Origin of the sequence: Pseudomonas algeriensis (assembly GCF_048847255.1) — a bacterium.
Taxonomy (GTDB): domain Bacteria; phylum Pseudomonadota; class Gammaproteobacteria; order Pseudomonadales; family Pseudomonadaceae; genus Aquipseudomonas.
In genome coordinates, this window is the sequence record NZ_JBKKRK010000013.1 from 16,417 (window position 1) to 29,277 (window position 12,861).

Annotated in this window: 13 protein-coding genes and 2 tRNA genes; 8 read left to right on the forward strand and 7 right to left on the reverse strand. The window is 60.7% G+C overall.

Translation table 11 applies throughout. From position 1 onward, the window contains the following. Positions 1-105 precede the first annotated feature (105 nt). The 4 genes from ACLK1G_RS18710 to nudC all read left to right on the forward strand — a co-directional run bounded on the left by ACLK1G_RS18710 (position 106) and on the right by nudC (position 6,564). A complete protein-coding gene (locus ACLK1G_RS18710; protein WP_420766779.1) occupies positions 106-3,210 on the forward strand; it encodes an efflux RND transporter permease subunit in 3,105 nt (1,034 codons plus the stop codon). Further along, complete coding sequence (locus ACLK1G_RS18715; protein ID WP_420766780.1) at positions 3,207-4,697, forward strand: efflux transporter outer membrane subunit; 1,491 nt, start codon at positions 3,207-3,209, stop codon at positions 4,695-4,697. Before ACLK1G_RS18710 ends, ACLK1G_RS18715 begins: the two co-directional genes overlap by 4 nt. 217 nt (positions 4,698-4,914) lie before the next feature. Beyond that, complete coding sequence (locus ACLK1G_RS18720) at positions 4,915-5,727, forward strand: crotonase/enoyl-CoA hydratase family protein (RefSeq protein WP_420766781.1); 813 nt, start codon at positions 4,915-4,917, stop codon at positions 5,725-5,727. 6 nt (positions 5,728-5,733) lie between these two features. Beyond that, positions 5,734-6,564, forward strand: coding sequence for an NAD(+) diphosphatase (nudC, locus tag ACLK1G_RS18725; RefSeq protein ID WP_420766782.1), 831 nt, complete (start codon positions 5,734-5,736; stop codon positions 6,562-6,564). Here nudC and ACLK1G_RS18730 read toward each other — a convergent pair. The 3 genes from ACLK1G_RS18730 to ACLK1G_RS18740 all read right to left on the reverse strand — a co-directional run bounded on the left by ACLK1G_RS18730 (position 6,532) and on the right by ACLK1G_RS18740 (position 9,464). Further along, positions 6,532-7,311, reverse strand: coding sequence for a TSUP family transporter (locus ACLK1G_RS18730; protein ID WP_420766783.1), 780 nt, complete (start codon positions 7,309-7,311; stop codon positions 6,532-6,534). The two genes, nudC and ACLK1G_RS18730, sit on opposite strands and share 33 nt — an antisense overlap. A gap of 141 nt (positions 7,312-7,452) precedes the next feature. Beyond that, positions 7,453-8,625, reverse strand: a complete 1,173-nt coding sequence (locus tag ACLK1G_RS18735) for a zinc-dependent alcohol dehydrogenase (RefSeq protein WP_420766784.1) — start codon at positions 8,623-8,625, stop codon at positions 7,453-7,455. Next, positions 8,625-9,464, reverse strand: a complete 840-nt coding sequence (locus ACLK1G_RS18740) for an SRPBCC family protein (RefSeq protein ID WP_420766785.1) — start codon at positions 9,462-9,464, stop codon at positions 8,625-8,627. The genes ACLK1G_RS18735 and ACLK1G_RS18740 overlap by 1 nt, the downstream gene beginning before the upstream one ends. 338 nt (positions 9,465-9,802) lie before the next feature. Between ACLK1G_RS18740 and ACLK1G_RS18745 the strand changes: the two genes are divergently transcribed. Then, a tRNA-Cys gene (locus ACLK1G_RS18745) sits at positions 9,803-9,876 on the forward strand. Positions 9,877-10,070: 194 nt separating this feature from the next. Next, positions 10,071-10,157 (forward strand) — tRNA-Leu (locus ACLK1G_RS18750). Between the two features lie 88 nt (positions 10,158-10,245). Here the strand turns inward: ACLK1G_RS18750 and ACLK1G_RS18755 are convergent. Beyond that, on the reverse strand, positions 10,246-10,608 hold the full coding sequence (locus tag ACLK1G_RS18755) for an NUDIX hydrolase (RefSeq protein WP_420766786.1): 363 nt from the start codon (positions 10,606-10,608) through the stop codon (positions 10,246-10,248). Positions 10,609-10,875: 267 nt separating this feature from the next. On the opposite strand from ACLK1G_RS18755, the gene ACLK1G_RS18760 reads away from it, so the two are divergent. Both ACLK1G_RS18760 and ACLK1G_RS18765 read left to right on the forward strand, forming a co-directional pair. Further along, on the forward strand, positions 10,876-11,064 hold the full coding sequence (locus ACLK1G_RS18760; protein ID WP_420766787.1) for a hypothetical protein: 189 nt from the start codon (positions 10,876-10,878) through the stop codon (positions 11,062-11,064). 94 nt (positions 11,065-11,158) lie between these two features. After that, complete coding sequence (locus ACLK1G_RS18765) at positions 11,159-11,386, forward strand: PLD nuclease N-terminal domain-containing protein (RefSeq protein ID WP_420766788.1); 228 nt, start codon at positions 11,159-11,161, stop codon at positions 11,384-11,386. A 24-nt stretch (positions 11,387-11,410) separates the two neighbouring features. Here ACLK1G_RS18765 and ACLK1G_RS18770 read toward each other — a convergent pair whose 3' ends face one another. From ACLK1G_RS18770 to ACLK1G_RS18780, 3 genes are all read right to left on the reverse strand, one after another. Next, positions 11,411-11,836 carry a hypothetical protein gene (locus ACLK1G_RS18770; RefSeq protein ID WP_420766789.1) on the reverse strand — a complete coding sequence of 142 codons (426 nt, stop codon included), beginning with the start codon at positions 11,834-11,836 and terminating at the stop codon, positions 11,411-11,413. A gap of 163 nt (positions 11,837-11,999) precedes the next feature. Next, the gene (locus ACLK1G_RS18775; protein WP_420766790.1) at positions 12,000-12,230 is read right to left on the reverse strand and encodes a hypothetical protein; all 231 of its coding nucleotides are present in this window, start codon (positions 12,228-12,230) and stop codon (positions 12,000-12,002) included. A gap of 152 nt (positions 12,231-12,382) precedes the next feature. After that, the gene (locus ACLK1G_RS18780; protein ID WP_039588765.1) at positions 12,383-12,637 is read right to left on the reverse strand and encodes a DUF6555 family protein; all 255 of its coding nucleotides are present in this window, start codon (positions 12,635-12,637) and stop codon (positions 12,383-12,385) included. Positions 12,638-12,861: the final 224 nt, after the last annotated feature.

Below are 12,861 nucleotides of genomic sequence, written 5' to 3' on the forward strand. Positions count from 1 at the left end.
GGCCCTTTTTGTGAGCGCTGCGCACTCAAACGGGGATAAATCCCCTCGCCACGAAGAGCCCGCCATTTCTTGCGGCCAGTCGCCTGACGTCTGGAGCCGTTGCCGATGAACCTCTCCGGCCCCTTCATCCGCCGTCCAGTGGCGACCATGCTTCTGAGCTTCGCGATCATGCTGCTCGGCGGCGTGTGCTTTGGCTTGCTGCCGGTTTCGCCGTTGCCGCAAATGGATTTCCCGGTGATCGTGGTCCAGGCCAACCTGCCGGGGGCGAGCCCGGAGGTGATGGCTTCCACCGTGGCGACGCCGCTGGAGCGCTCGTTCGGCGCCATCGCCGGGGTCAATACCATGAGCAGCCGTTCGAGCCAGGGCTCGACCCGGGTGATCCTGCAATTCGACCTGGACCGCGACATCAATGGCGCGGCGCGGGAAGTACAGGCGGCAATCAACGCCTCGCGCAATCTGCTGCCCAGTGGCATGCGCAGCATGCCGACCTACAAGAAGGTCAACCCGTCCCAGGCGCCGATCATGGTGCTTTCGCTGACCTCCGACGTGCTGGAGAAAGGCCAGCTCTATGACCTGGCTTCCACCATCCTGTCCCAGAGCCTGTCCCAAGTGGCGGGGGTAGGGGAAGTGCAGATCGGCGGCAGTTCGCTGCCGGCGGTGCGTATCGAGCTGGAGCCACAATTACTCAACCAGTACGGCGTGGCGCTCGACGACGTCCGCACGGCGATCGCCGACAGCAATGTCCGCCGGCCAAAAGGGTCGGTCGAAGACGACAAGCGCATGTGGCAAGTCCAGGCCAATGACCAGTTGGAAAAGGCCAAGGACTACGAAACGCTGGTCATCCGCTACCAGGACGGCTCGGTGTTGCGGCTCAAGGACGTGGCGAAGGTCAGCGACAGCGTGGAGGACCGCTACAACAGTGGGTTCTTCAACGACGATGCCGCCGTGCTACTGGTCATCAACCGCCAGGCCGGCGCCAACATCATCGAAACCGTCAACGAGATCAAGAACCAGCTGCCGGCCCTGCAAGCGGTGCTCCCGGCCAGCGTCAAGCTCAACCTGGCCATGGACCGCTCGCCGGTGATCAAGGCCACCCTGCACGAAGCGGAAATGACCCTGTTGATCGCCGTGGCGCTGGTGGTGCTGGTGGTGTTCCTGTTCCTCGGTAATTTCCGTGCGTCCCTGATCCCGACCCTGGCGGTGCCGGTGTCGTTGGTGGGCACGTTCGCGGTGATGTACCTCTACGGTTTTTCCCTGAACAACCTGTCGCTGATGGCGCTGATCCTCGCCACCGGGCTGGTGGTGGACGATGCCATCGTGGTGTTGGAGAACATTTCCCGGCACATCGACGAGGGCGTGCCGCCGATGAAAGCGGCCTACCTGGGCGCCGAGGAAGTGGGCTTCACCTTGCTGTCGATGAACGCCTCGCTGGTGGCGGTGTTCCTGTCGATCCTGTTCATGGGCGGGATCGTCGAGAGTCTGTTTCGCGAATTTTCCATCACCCTGGCGGCCGCCATCGTGGTCTCGCTGGTGGTGTCCCTGACGCTTACCCCGATGCTCTGCGCACGGTGGCTAAAGCCCCACGTGCCGGGGCAGGAAAACCGCTTGCAGCGTTGGAGCCACGGCCTCAACGAGCGCATGGTCCGGGGGTACGCCCGCAGCCTGGATTGGGTGCTGCGCCATCGGCGCCTGACCTTGCTCAGCCTGCTGGTGACCATCGGCGTGAATATCGCACTGTACGTGGTGGTGCCAAAGACGTTCATGCCCCAGCAGGACACCGGCCAATTGATCGGCTTCGTGCGCGGTGACGATGGGCTGTCGTTCAACGTGATGCAGCCGAAAATGGAGATCTTCCGTCGCGCGGTGCTCAAGGACGAAGCGGTGCAGAGCGTGGCGGGTTTCATCGGCGGCAACAACGGCACCAACAATGCTTTCATGCTGGTACGCCTCAAGCCGATCAAGGAACGCGGGATTTCCGCGCAAAAGGTCATCGAGCGCTTGCGCAAGGAAATGCCCAAGGTACCCGGTGCCCAATTGATGCTGATGGCCGACCAGGACCTGCAATTCGGTGGCGGTCGCGAGCAGACCACGTCGCAGTATTCCTACATCCTCCAGAGCGCCGACCTGGCGTCGCTGCGCATCTGGTATCCCAAGGTCGTCGCCGCCTTCCGCGCCTTGCCGGAACTGACCGCCATCGACGCCCGCGACGGTGGCGGGGCGCAGCAGGTGACGCTGATCGTGGACCGCGACCAGGCCAAGCGCCTGGGCATCGACATGGACATGGTCACCTCGGTACTGAACAACGCCTACAGCCAGCGGCAGATCTCGACCATCTACGACAGCCTGAACCAGTATCAGGTGGTCATGGAGGTCAATCCCAAATATGCCCGGGACCCGAATACGCTCGAGCAGGTCCAGGTGATTACCGCCGATGGCGCGCGGGTCCCGCTGTCGGCGATTGCCCATTATGAAAACAGCCTGGAGGACGACCGGGTCAGCCATGAAGGCCAGTTCGCTTCAGAAGGCATTTCGTTCGACATGGCCGAAGGCGTCACGGTGGAGCAGGGCACCGCGGCGATCGAGCGGGCGATAGCCAAGCTCGGGATGCCCGAAGATGTCATCGCGAAAATGGCCGGCACCGCCGACGCGTTCGCGGCGACCCAGAAAAGCCAGCCGTTCATGATCCTCGGCGCGTTGCTGGCGGTGTACCTCGTGCTCGGCGTGCTGTACGAAAGCTATATCCACCCGCTGACCATCCTGTCCACCTTGCCCTCGGCCGGGGTGGGCGCGTTGTTGTCGATCTATGTCCTGGGCAGCGAGTTCAGCCTGATCTCGCTGCTGGGGTTGTTCCTGCTGATTGGCGTCGTGAAGAAAAACGCCATCCTCATGATCGACCTCGCATTGCAGTTGGAGCGCGCCGGCCAAACGCCGTTGGAGTCGATCCGCAGCGCTTGCCTGTTGCGACTGCGGCCGATCCTCATGACCACGCTGGCCGCGATCCTCGGAGCCCTGCCGCTGTTGCTCGGTGGCGCCGAAGGCTCGGAAATGCGCCAACCGCTGGGCCTGACCATTATCGGCGGGTTGGTATTCAGCCAGGTCCTGACGCTCTACACCACCCCGGTGGTCTACCTCTATCTTGATAACCTGCGCCATCGTTTCAACCGCTGGCGTGGGGTGCGCACTGATGCTGCCCTGGAAACTCCGCTATGACCGATCGTTCGTTGTTCAACCTTGTCGCTGCGCTGGCGACTGCCCGTGGTTCGCGTGTCTTGAGCCTGGCGCTCTGCGTGGCACTGCTGAGTGCCTGCGCAATCGGTCCCGATTACCAGCGCCCGTCAGCCGCCGCGCCGTCGCAGTACAAGGAGGCCCAGGGCTGGCGCCAGGCCAACCCCAGCGACGCCCTGGCCCGTGGCGCCTGGTGGGAACTGTACGCTGACACCCGGCTCAACGACCTGGTGGAACAGCTCAACGCCTCCAACCAGACCGTGGCCCAGGCCGAAGCCCAGTACCGTCAGGCCCAGGCTTTGGCGCGCAGTGCTCGCGGGGCGTTCTTTCCGACGGTCGACCTTTCGGTCGGCAAGACCCGCTCCAGCCAAGGCACGGGCAGCAGCAGTTCGAGCCTGAGCAGTTCCTCCAGCGGCATCCGCGACACTTACAGCGCCCAGGCCGGCGTGAGCTGGGAAGCGGACGTGTGGGGCAGGTTGCGCCGCACCTTGGAGGCCGATGAAGCCAGCGCCGAGGCCAGCTTTGCCGACCTGGCGGCGATGCGTCTGAGCCAGCAATCGGAGCTGGTGCAGAACTACCTGCAGTTGCGGGTGATCGACCAGCAGAAGCGCTTGTTGCAGACCACCGTCGACAACTACCAGCGCTCCCTGAAAATGACCGAAAACCAGTACCGCGCCGGGGTGTCCGGCAAGGATGCCGTGGCCCAGGCGCAGAACCAGCTCAAGACCACCCAGGGCGACCTGATCGACCTGATCTGGCAGCGTGCGCAGTTCGAAAACGCCATTGCCGTGCTGATCGGTCTGCCGCCGGCCGAATTCAGCCTGGCCGAAACCCAGGATGTCCCAGCGCTGCCGCAAGTCCCGGTGGCCGTGCCGTCGCAACTGCTCGAACGCCGTCCAGACATCGCATCGGCGGAGCGCTCGGTCATGGCGGCGAACGCCAACATCGGCGTGGCGAAGGCCGCCTATTACCCGGACCTGACCCTGAGCCTGAGCGGTGGCTACAGCAGCAGTACCTACGATAACTGGGTGAGCGTGCCGAACCGCTTCTGGTCGGTCGGCCCGCAACTGGCGATGACCCTGTTCGATGGCGGCCAGCGCTCGGCGGAGGTCGACCGCAGCGTGGCGGCGTATGATCAGACGGTCGCCACCTATCGCCAGACCGTGCTCGACGGTTTCCGCGAAGTCGAGAACTACATGATCCAGCTCAAGGTGCTCGAAGACGAAGCCCGCGTGCGCCAGGAAGCCCTCGACGCCGCCCGCGAGTCCCTGCGCCTGACGCAGAATCAGTACAGGGCAGGGCTGATCGGCTATCTCGACGTGGTGTCTGTCCAGGCTACAGCTCTGAGCAACGAGCGCAGCGTGTTGAGCCTGCAACAGAGCCGGTTGATTGCGAGTGTGCAGTTGATTGCCGCGTTGGGCGGTGGTTGGGATGGGCGGTTGGAGGCGTCCGAGCAGCCGGCAACGGACTGATACCCGCCCCAGACCTTGTGGGAGCGAGCTTGCTCGCGAAAGCAGTGGTTCAGCTTATGAAAATGTTGACTGACCTGCCGCCTTCGCGAGCAGGCTCGCTCCCACATTAGATTGCGCAGCGTGATGCAGTCCCGCTTTTGGCCGATGCGCTGCCTACGTCCTGTCGTGATCGCTTGTTATAGTTCAGGCCTCTTCCAGCCGGTCAAAGGATACTGCCATGTCGCAATACCAAGCGTTCAACGTCGAACTTGCAGACAACATCGCCCATGTGCAGATCAACCGACCGGACAAGATCAACGCCATGAACGCGGCGTTCTGGAGCGAAATCGTCGAGATTTTCCAATGGATCGACGACACCGACGAAGTGCGGGTGGTGGTCCTGAGCGGTGCCGGCAAGCACTTTTCCTCAGGCATCGACCTGATGATGCTGGCTGGCGTGGCGAACGAACTGGGCAAGGATGTGGGCCGTAACGCCCGCGTGCTGCGACGCAAGATCCTGCAGCTGCAAGCCTCGTTCAATGCCGTGGACAACTGCCGCAAACCGGTACTCGCGGCGGTCCAGGGCTATTGTCTCGGTGGTGCCATCGACCTGATTTCCGCTTGCGACATGCGCTACGCCGCCGAAGACGCGCAGTTCTCCATCAAGGAAATCGACATCGGCATGGCGGCCGATGTTGGGACATTGCAACGCTTGCCCCGGATCATCGGGGACGGCATGCTGCGTGAACTCGCTTATACGGGGCGCACCTTCGGTGCCGACGAAGCGCGCAGCATTGGCCTGGTCAATCGTGTCTACAATGACACCGCCAGCCTGCTCGACGGCGTGATGGGCATTGCCCGGGAAATCGCCGCCAAGTCGCCGATTGCCATGACCGGCACCAAGGAAATGATCAGCTACATGCGCGACCACCGCATCGACGACGGCCTGGAATATGTCGCCACGTGGAATGCCGCCATGCTGCAATCCAATGACCTGCGCGTGGCCATGGCCGCCCATATGAGCAAACAGAAACCCGAATTTCTGGATTGATCGATCATGATTTCACGCTGGACCACCGCAGTACTCGACACCGACCTTCCCGGCGGCTGGGCCGTGGCCCGCAGCCCGGAAGGTTTTTTGTACGACGATAACGGCGCGCTGTTTCCTCGCGACTGGCTCAAGCGCCAAGACCTGTCGATCCTCGCCGAGCACGGCATCGGCCATTTCGATGGCGAGCCGGTCTACCTGCTGGAACTGCACAGCCCCCTGGATATTCCCGGTTGCAGCTGGAAAGGCTTGCGCGCGTTCATGCTCGAGGAAGATCACACGCTGTTCAAGGTGTTGGGTTATGCCGCTCAGGTCGGGACCTGGGCCCGGGAACACCGCTTTTGCGGCAGTTGCGGCCAGCCCATGAGCCAGGTGCCGCGCGAGCGGGCGATGCATTGCCAGGCGTGCGATCTGCGGCATTACCCGCGGATCTCACCGAGCATGATCGTGCTGATCACCCGTGGCGATGAAGTCCTGCTCGCACGTTCGCCCCGTTTTGTCTCGGGTGTCTACAGCACCTTGGCAGGATTTGCCGAGCCGGGTGAGTCGGCCGAGGACTGCCTCGTCCGGGAAGTCCGCGAAGAAGTCAGTATCGAAGTGAAGAACATCCACTACGTGGGCAGCCAGTGCTGGCCGTTTCCCCATTCGATGATGCTGGGCTTCCACGCCGAATACGCCAGCGGCGATATCGTGCCCCAAGAGGACGAGATCGAAGACGCGCAGTGGTTCAGCATCCACGATCTGCCACCGCTTCCCGCCTCGCGCTCGATTGCCCGGTATCTGATCGACCTCTACGTGGCGCGGCGCTTAGGTCATGCTGAACCAGTGTTGCCAGGCTAGGCGCACGGTCAGGGCCAGCACCACGGTGATGAACACTGGCCGGATGAACTTCGCGCCGCCGCTGATGGCGGTGCGCGCGCCAAAGAAAGCACCGACCATCACCGACAGGCCCATGCTCAGGCCGATGATCCAGTCCACCTGGCCCGAGACGATGAACACCGTCAGCGCCGCGATGTTACTGACGAAGTTCATGCTGCGGGCCACGCCGCTGGCCTTGACCAGGTCGATGGGGTAGAGCAGCAGGCTGCTGACGGTCCAGAACGCACCCGTGCCCGGGCCGGCCACGCCGTCATAGAAACCGAGGGCGAAGCCTTGCGGCGACTGCCAGGTCTTCTTGATCGGTGCATTGCTGTCCAGCGGTGCCTTGGGCGTGCCGCCGAACAGCAAGTAGAGGCCGCAGGCAAAGACAATGACCGGCAGCATCTTGTTCAGCCACTCGGCGGGCAGATAATGGGCAACGACGGCACCGGCCAGGGCACCGATCAGCGTGCCGACGAGGGCGTGGGTCCACTGCCGTGGGTGAAACAGCTTGCGCTTGTAAAAGGTAAAGCTGGCCGTGGCCGAGCCAAAGGTCGAGCTGAGCTTGTTGGTGCCCAGCACCAAGTGTGGCGGCAGGCCGGCGGTCAACAGGGCCGGGGTGGTGAGCAGCCCGCCACCGCCGGCAATGGCATCGATGAAGCCGGCGATGAACGCCACAACGGCCAGGATCGCGAGGGTGGAAAGTTCAACGCTGAGTTCGAAAGGCATGGAATGGACTTAGTCGGCAGGGCGCAGGAGGGCTGCGGGAAAGGCCGGTATGTTACCGATTATGACGGCGCGCCGCGACTGTCCGGTGAGGCCCTGCAATCCCGGTGGCGAGGGAGTTGCTCCCTCGCCATGGAGTTTGATCTATTCCGGCCGGAACACCGCCCGTAGGCAATCCTGGCGTTTGTCCTTGAACATTGCGTAGCCCTCAACCGATTGCTCCAGGCCCATGGGATGCGTCAGCAGATAGGAGGGGTCCAGGTCACCGTTCTGGATGTGTTCGAACAGACGCTTCACATAACGCTGTCCCGGTTGCTGGCCGGAACGCAGGGTCAGTGACTTGTTCACGATCGCGCCCATCGGGAATTTGTCCAGCAAGCCGCCGTACACCCCGACCACCGACACCGTCCCGCCTTTACGACACGCGCGAATCGACTGGCGCAGCACGGTCCCGCGTTCGGTGTGCAGGCGCAGCATCTGTTTGGTCTTGTCGTAGAAATAATCGACTTCCGTGCCATGGGCCTCCATGCCGACGCAATCGATGCAGCGATCCGGTCCACGGCCGCCGGTCAGTTCCAGCAGGGCGGCATGCACGTCGGTGGTCTCGTAGTTGAGGGCGATGGCGCCGGCCTTTTCCTCGGCCAGGCGCAAACGATCGGCAAAGCGGTCGATGGCAATCACCCGTTCTGCGCCTAGCAAGTAGGCGCTGGACATCGCCATCAGCCCAACCCCGCCGCAACCCCAGACCGCCACCGTATCGCCGGGTTGGATATCGGCGTTGTCGGCGGCGAAATAACCGGTGGGCACCGCATCGGAGACGAACACGGCCTGCTCGTCCCTGACGCCATCGGGGATCGTGAACAGGTTGACGTCGGCAAACGGCACGCGGATATAGGTGGCGTGGCTGCCGGCATAACCACCGAACGCATGGCTGTAGCCAATGATGCCGCAGGCGGGTTGACCGTAGGCGATGTCGGTGGCGGTGGGGTTCGGATTGGAGTTGTCGCAGCAGGAAAAGTCCGAACGCTGGCAATGCTCGCATTCTCCGCAGCCGACAATCGACACTGTGACGACCCGGTCGCCTTTCTTGATCTGCGTGACAGCCGAGCCGGTTTCCACCACTTCGCCCATGAACTCATGCCCAATGATGTCGCCGGCCTGCATGGTCGGCACGTAGCCGCCCAGCAGATGCAGGTCCGAGCCGCACACCGAGGACAGGATCACCCGCACGATGGCGTCGCGGGGATTCAGGATGGAGGGATCGTCCACCGTCTCGACCTGCAGTTTGTTGGGGCCTTGCCAAGTCAATGCGCGCATCAGACGGTACCTCCATTGAGTTCGGGTTTGTCAGAGGATGAGTCATTGGCTGGAGCTTGCGTCGCGTGGGTAGCCGGGTGGACAAACAGAAAGTCCTTGGTATGCGGATCGCGCATCTTGTTGGTGCTGACTTCGCCCGTTTCCAGTTGCTGCTTGATGCTGCGCAGCACATTGAGCAGGGCCTTGTCGGAGAACCGGGAAATAGCGGCGGCGAGCGCATAGCCGGCCGCGCCGAGAGGCGTCTCGCAAGCCACGATGACTTTGATCTGCGTACCGCGACCGGCGGGCGCATCGCTGAAATGCATCTGGATGTCATGCTTGAAGCGTCGGTCCGGACCGGCAATCCAGTGCAGCTTGCGGCCTTCCTTGGGTTCGCAGTGTTCGAGGTCACACTGCAACGTCTTGTCCATCGGGCCATGGGCGACCCAGCGATAAGTTCGTTCGCCCGTCTGTTCGATGGCGTCCACCCATGGCATGAGCGCTCCCAGATTGGCCGGTTCGCTGCAGAACGTGTAGACCTCGTCCCTCGGCTTGCCCACCGTGATGCTGCGGGAAATGACCTTGCTGCCGTCCCAATCGCGATCCTGTTCGAATGTTTGTTCGAAAGGGCTGTGGGTCAGGGCTTGCTTGATCCGGCATGTGCCTGAATAGGCTCGCCAGGCAGCGCACGCGCCGAGCAGCACCTGCGGCCAGCCCTTTAGACCGCCCTGGCGCAAACCATTGGCAAGCAATAACGAGCCGGCCACCAGCGACACCAGGCGCTCCGGCGTGCCAAGATTGGGGCGTGAAGAGGTGGGCACCGGAGCCCGGCTTGCCACCAGTTTTGGGCGTTCAGTCATGATGGTTCTCCTTGCTGATCCAGGGGACGACATAACGAATGAACCGAGGGCAACGGCGGTTGTTCCGTTGGTGTGAGTGGTTTCCCGATGAGCCGGTTGGCAGAGGTTTCGGCCCGTCGTGTTGCCCAGGAAATACATCCGAAGGTCTCACCGCCAGGCAAATTTTTTTTGAAATCAAGGGGTTGTCAGCTTAGGCAAATGAGTACATAATTGCGCCCATCGAATGCATCGAGGCGTAAAAAACTTCAATGTTTTCAAGGAGATAGCTCGCTATTAGCGGCTTTGTCCGGATAAGTTTTTATCCGTTTGATGCGGTTTCATTGCATTAGGCGTATTGAGGCCGAATAGCAAAATGGTTATGCAGTGGATTGCAAATCCACCTACGCCGGTTCGATTCCGACTTCGGCCTCCACTTCTAAAAAGCTCTGTAGATTCATGATCTACGGAGCTTTTTTATTTAGGGGGCGGTGAAAGTTTTTGTCTTGAAAAGGGCAATGGCCGCCTTGCTTCACCCAGGAGGGATGTATATATTTCCCCCTCTGTTGCACCAGCCTCGATCCTGAGGGATGCCTATCCGACAGTGTCACATGGCTTGACCGCGCTACCGCCCGAATGGCGAAACTGGTAGACGCATGGGACTTAAAATCCCCCGCTCGTAAGGGCGTGCCGGTTCGATTCCGGCTTCGGGCACCATCTAATATCAAGGGTTTGCGAGCGAAAGCTAATGCAAACCCTTGTTTGTTTCTGGTCCGTAAAAATTGTTCGTCAGGTGTTAAGCGGTCTACAGCCTGCGCCGAAACGCTTCCAATATTTCCCGCATCCCTTTTTTCATCTGCAACTGCGCAATGGCGTCCAACGGGTGCCATACACAGTCGATGATCTCATTTTGTGGCCTGGCGGCCGTCGAATCGTTGACCGCCGCCTCGAACACGTGATGCTCGGTACCGCCGTCATTGATCCGCATCAGGTAAAGCAGGCTTTCGGCGCTCAGCCCCGTTTCTTCCGCCAGTTCCCTTAGGGCGGCGTCGGCGTGGGTTTCGCCGCGCTCGACAGTTCCGCCAGGCAACGCCCAGCGGCTCTTAGGCTTACGTACCAGCAGGATGTGGCGGTCTTCTTCGCAGATGACGGTCGCTCGAATCTTCATAACCTGGCCCAATCCCGACTGTCATTAAAGTGCAATATAACTGCAATATTTGAGCCTCGCGCCATTTCGGCGTTCAAAAAAACGAAATGTTTCGTTTCTGTCCATGGGATCGCGCCCCATGGAAAAGGCTTCGTTTATTTCGCGGACGGTTGGAAAACGTCGAGGCAGGGCCGTTGTCGACGACCGATCATCGCCAAAAATGAATCAGCGCCGAAAAAACGCATCAATGTTGGGTGGACGAGCCGGCCCCGATGGGGGGAGCGAGGAATGATGACCACCGTTGAAGACTTCAAAGTCAGATCCCACGAGCTTCTGGTTGAGCTTGATGCAGCAACGTCGGAGATGATGGCGCTAATCTGTGTCCATCAAATGTCGGGAACCGCCTGGGACGAGGCGGTCCGGCGTCAGCACGAGGCCTATGAGCAATGGGTCGCCTACCTCAACGAGCGCTTGTAGCTGCATGATCGTCAACCGTAACAGCAAGTCAGATTCTTTGAACGGAGCTGGCGCGGCCATGCCTAATCCATAGACCGACAAGAGGATTGAGGCCATGTCTGAACTAGCCAGTTATTTCTGGATCGCCGTAGCGGTGTTGCTGTTGCTCGTGGACTTGTGGGCGATCGTCAGCGTCTTTCGCAGCGACAAGTCGGCCGGTACCAAGGCGGGCTGGGCGCTGTTGCTGATTATCTTGCCTGTTTTGGGCTTGATCATCTGGGGCGTGGCCGGGCCACGAGGCGTCAAGAACCCGCCTTCTTCCCCAGAACACAGCAAGGGCTGACGCCATGTGATGCGAACCACCCGGTCAGCGGTTCTTCCATTGGCCGCCGGTGGTTTCGCAATCCTTTTGTGCTTGCTGCACTTGTTGCGCGTCGTAGTAGTACCAGGTGACTTGGGCGTTGTCCGGGATATTCGCCGAGCCGCCGCTGCGATCCTTGCTGGTGGAATGGGGATTGGCCAGGGCTTCCTGAGTCAGTCTTGCCTGACACGTTGCCACGTAGCCCTCGGCGCAATGCTCGACGGGTTTCTTTTGAGTGCTCAGGGTCCCTTTGCTTTCGTTGCTGCAGGACCAGCCGATGGCCTCCGAGGGGACGCCCTTGTACTCATAGCAACTGCGGGTTTCGATTTCCTGTACCGCCTGGCTTTGGGATCGGGTAAGGACCTCGCAACCCTGCGCCATGACGGTGGCGGGGCAGGCACAGGCAATCAGCAGCAGGACTCTGGCATTCATGTTGGTTCTCCCTTATGACGGCTCTTGCATCGATACCTATCAATATCGAGGTGCAAACGTACGCCGTCGTTCCATCGGGTTTACAACCGGTGGAGCTCAGGGAAACCGGTGCGGCAAGCGTCGTTGACGAAGCTTTCCATCAACAAACATATAGCCAAACCTATCAGCGAAATCTTGGCAACGGACGTTCCACAGGTTTGAGTGAAGAGAGGGCGCTCTGGATCGACGGGGCATCCTTTTCGATGTCGTTGAGCCGATCGCGGATGCGCACTGCAGCGGGATGGCCGCCCTGATGGTCGACCCAGTCGGCAATTTCCTTGCAGGCTGCGGTCAGCCCCGCCTGGCGCGATTCCAATAAAGTGAGCAGGGTGGTGATGGACTCTTTTTCGGACATGTCACACCTCCATTCAACGTTGGATGAGGCAGCACGAAACCCATCGCTATGGACGGGTAAGGCTGCAATAAGGGTAGTTGAGATATTTCTGCGGCGTTGGATATCCGGCGCATGACTGGACAGTCGGTGCGCCGGACCCTTTCATGTCTTGTTCAGCCAGACTCCTTGACCCAGGATGGCGCGACGGAGGCTCGCCAGCGCACATCGGTAATGCCATATTTTTCTGCCATGGGTTTTGAAACCCGCTTGACCTTCTCCCTGCCGAATTTGGGGATGCGCCCAACACCCGCGTCGCAACTGGCCCAATGCCAAGCTTCGGAGTTATTCATCACTTCTGCGCGAATGATGAAAGACTTGGGCTCGCCATGGAGCATGTAGTCGATGATGTAAAGCGATGGACCGCCCATAAATCCTCCCTAATTGATCCTATACGGATGGATACGGAGGCGTTCGGAAAATTCCATTGGATTTCCGGACGGTCAAGAATGGGGTCTACAGGGAGAGTGTCGAGGGTTGCTGAACACCGTGCTCACGGTGCGGAACCAAACCCGGGTAACCTTCTCCAAGGTGAGCTTGAAAGCACCGGTGCCAAGGATCAAAGGCGACGTAACGTGGCACTGAATAAAGGCAA

Excerpts from the sequence above, each read along its gene's own strand:
- ACLK1G_RS18710 (WP_420766779.1), top strand. The coding sequence starts at position 106 with ATGAACCTCTCCGGCCCCTTCATCCGCCGTCCAGTGGCGACCATGCTT.
- ACLK1G_RS18715 (WP_420766780.1), top strand. The coding sequence starts at position 3,207 with ATGACCGATCGTTCGTTGTTCAACCTTGTCGCTGCGCTGGCGACTGCC.
- ACLK1G_RS18720 (WP_420766781.1), top strand. The coding sequence starts at position 4,915 with ATGTCGCAATACCAAGCGTTCAACGTCGAACTTGCAGACAACATCGCC.
- nudC (WP_420766782.1), top strand. The coding sequence starts at position 5,734 with ATGATTTCACGCTGGACCACCGCAGTACTCGACACCGACCTTCCCGGC.
- ACLK1G_RS18730 (WP_420766783.1), bottom strand. The coding sequence starts at position 7,311 with ATGCCTTTCGAACTCAGCGTTGAACTTTCCACCCTCGCGATCCTGGCC.
- ACLK1G_RS18735 (WP_420766784.1), bottom strand. The coding sequence starts at position 8,625 with ATGCGCGCATTGACTTGGCAAGGCCCCAACAAACTGCAGGTCGAGACG.
- ACLK1G_RS18740 (WP_420766785.1), bottom strand. The coding sequence starts at position 9,464 with ATGACTGAACGCCCAAAACTGGTGGCAAGCCGGGCTCCGGTGCCCACC.
- ACLK1G_RS18755 (WP_420766786.1), bottom strand. The coding sequence starts at position 10,608 with ATGAAGATTCGAGCGACCGTCATCTGCGAAGAAGACCGCCACATCCTG.
- ACLK1G_RS18760 (WP_420766787.1), top strand. The coding sequence starts at position 10,876 with ATGATGACCACCGTTGAAGACTTCAAAGTCAGATCCCACGAGCTTCTG.
- ACLK1G_RS18765 (WP_420766788.1), top strand. The coding sequence starts at position 11,159 with ATGTCTGAACTAGCCAGTTATTTCTGGATCGCCGTAGCGGTGTTGCTG.
- ACLK1G_RS18770 (WP_420766789.1), bottom strand. The coding sequence starts at position 11,836 with ATGAATGCCAGAGTCCTGCTGCTGATTGCCTGTGCCTGCCCCGCCACC.
- ACLK1G_RS18775 (WP_420766790.1), bottom strand. The coding sequence starts at position 12,230 with ATGTCCGAAAAAGAGTCCATCACCACCCTGCTCACTTTATTGGAATCG.
- ACLK1G_RS18780 (WP_039588765.1), bottom strand. The coding sequence starts at position 12,637 with ATGGGCGGTCCATCGCTTTACATCATCGACTACATGCTCCATGGCGAG.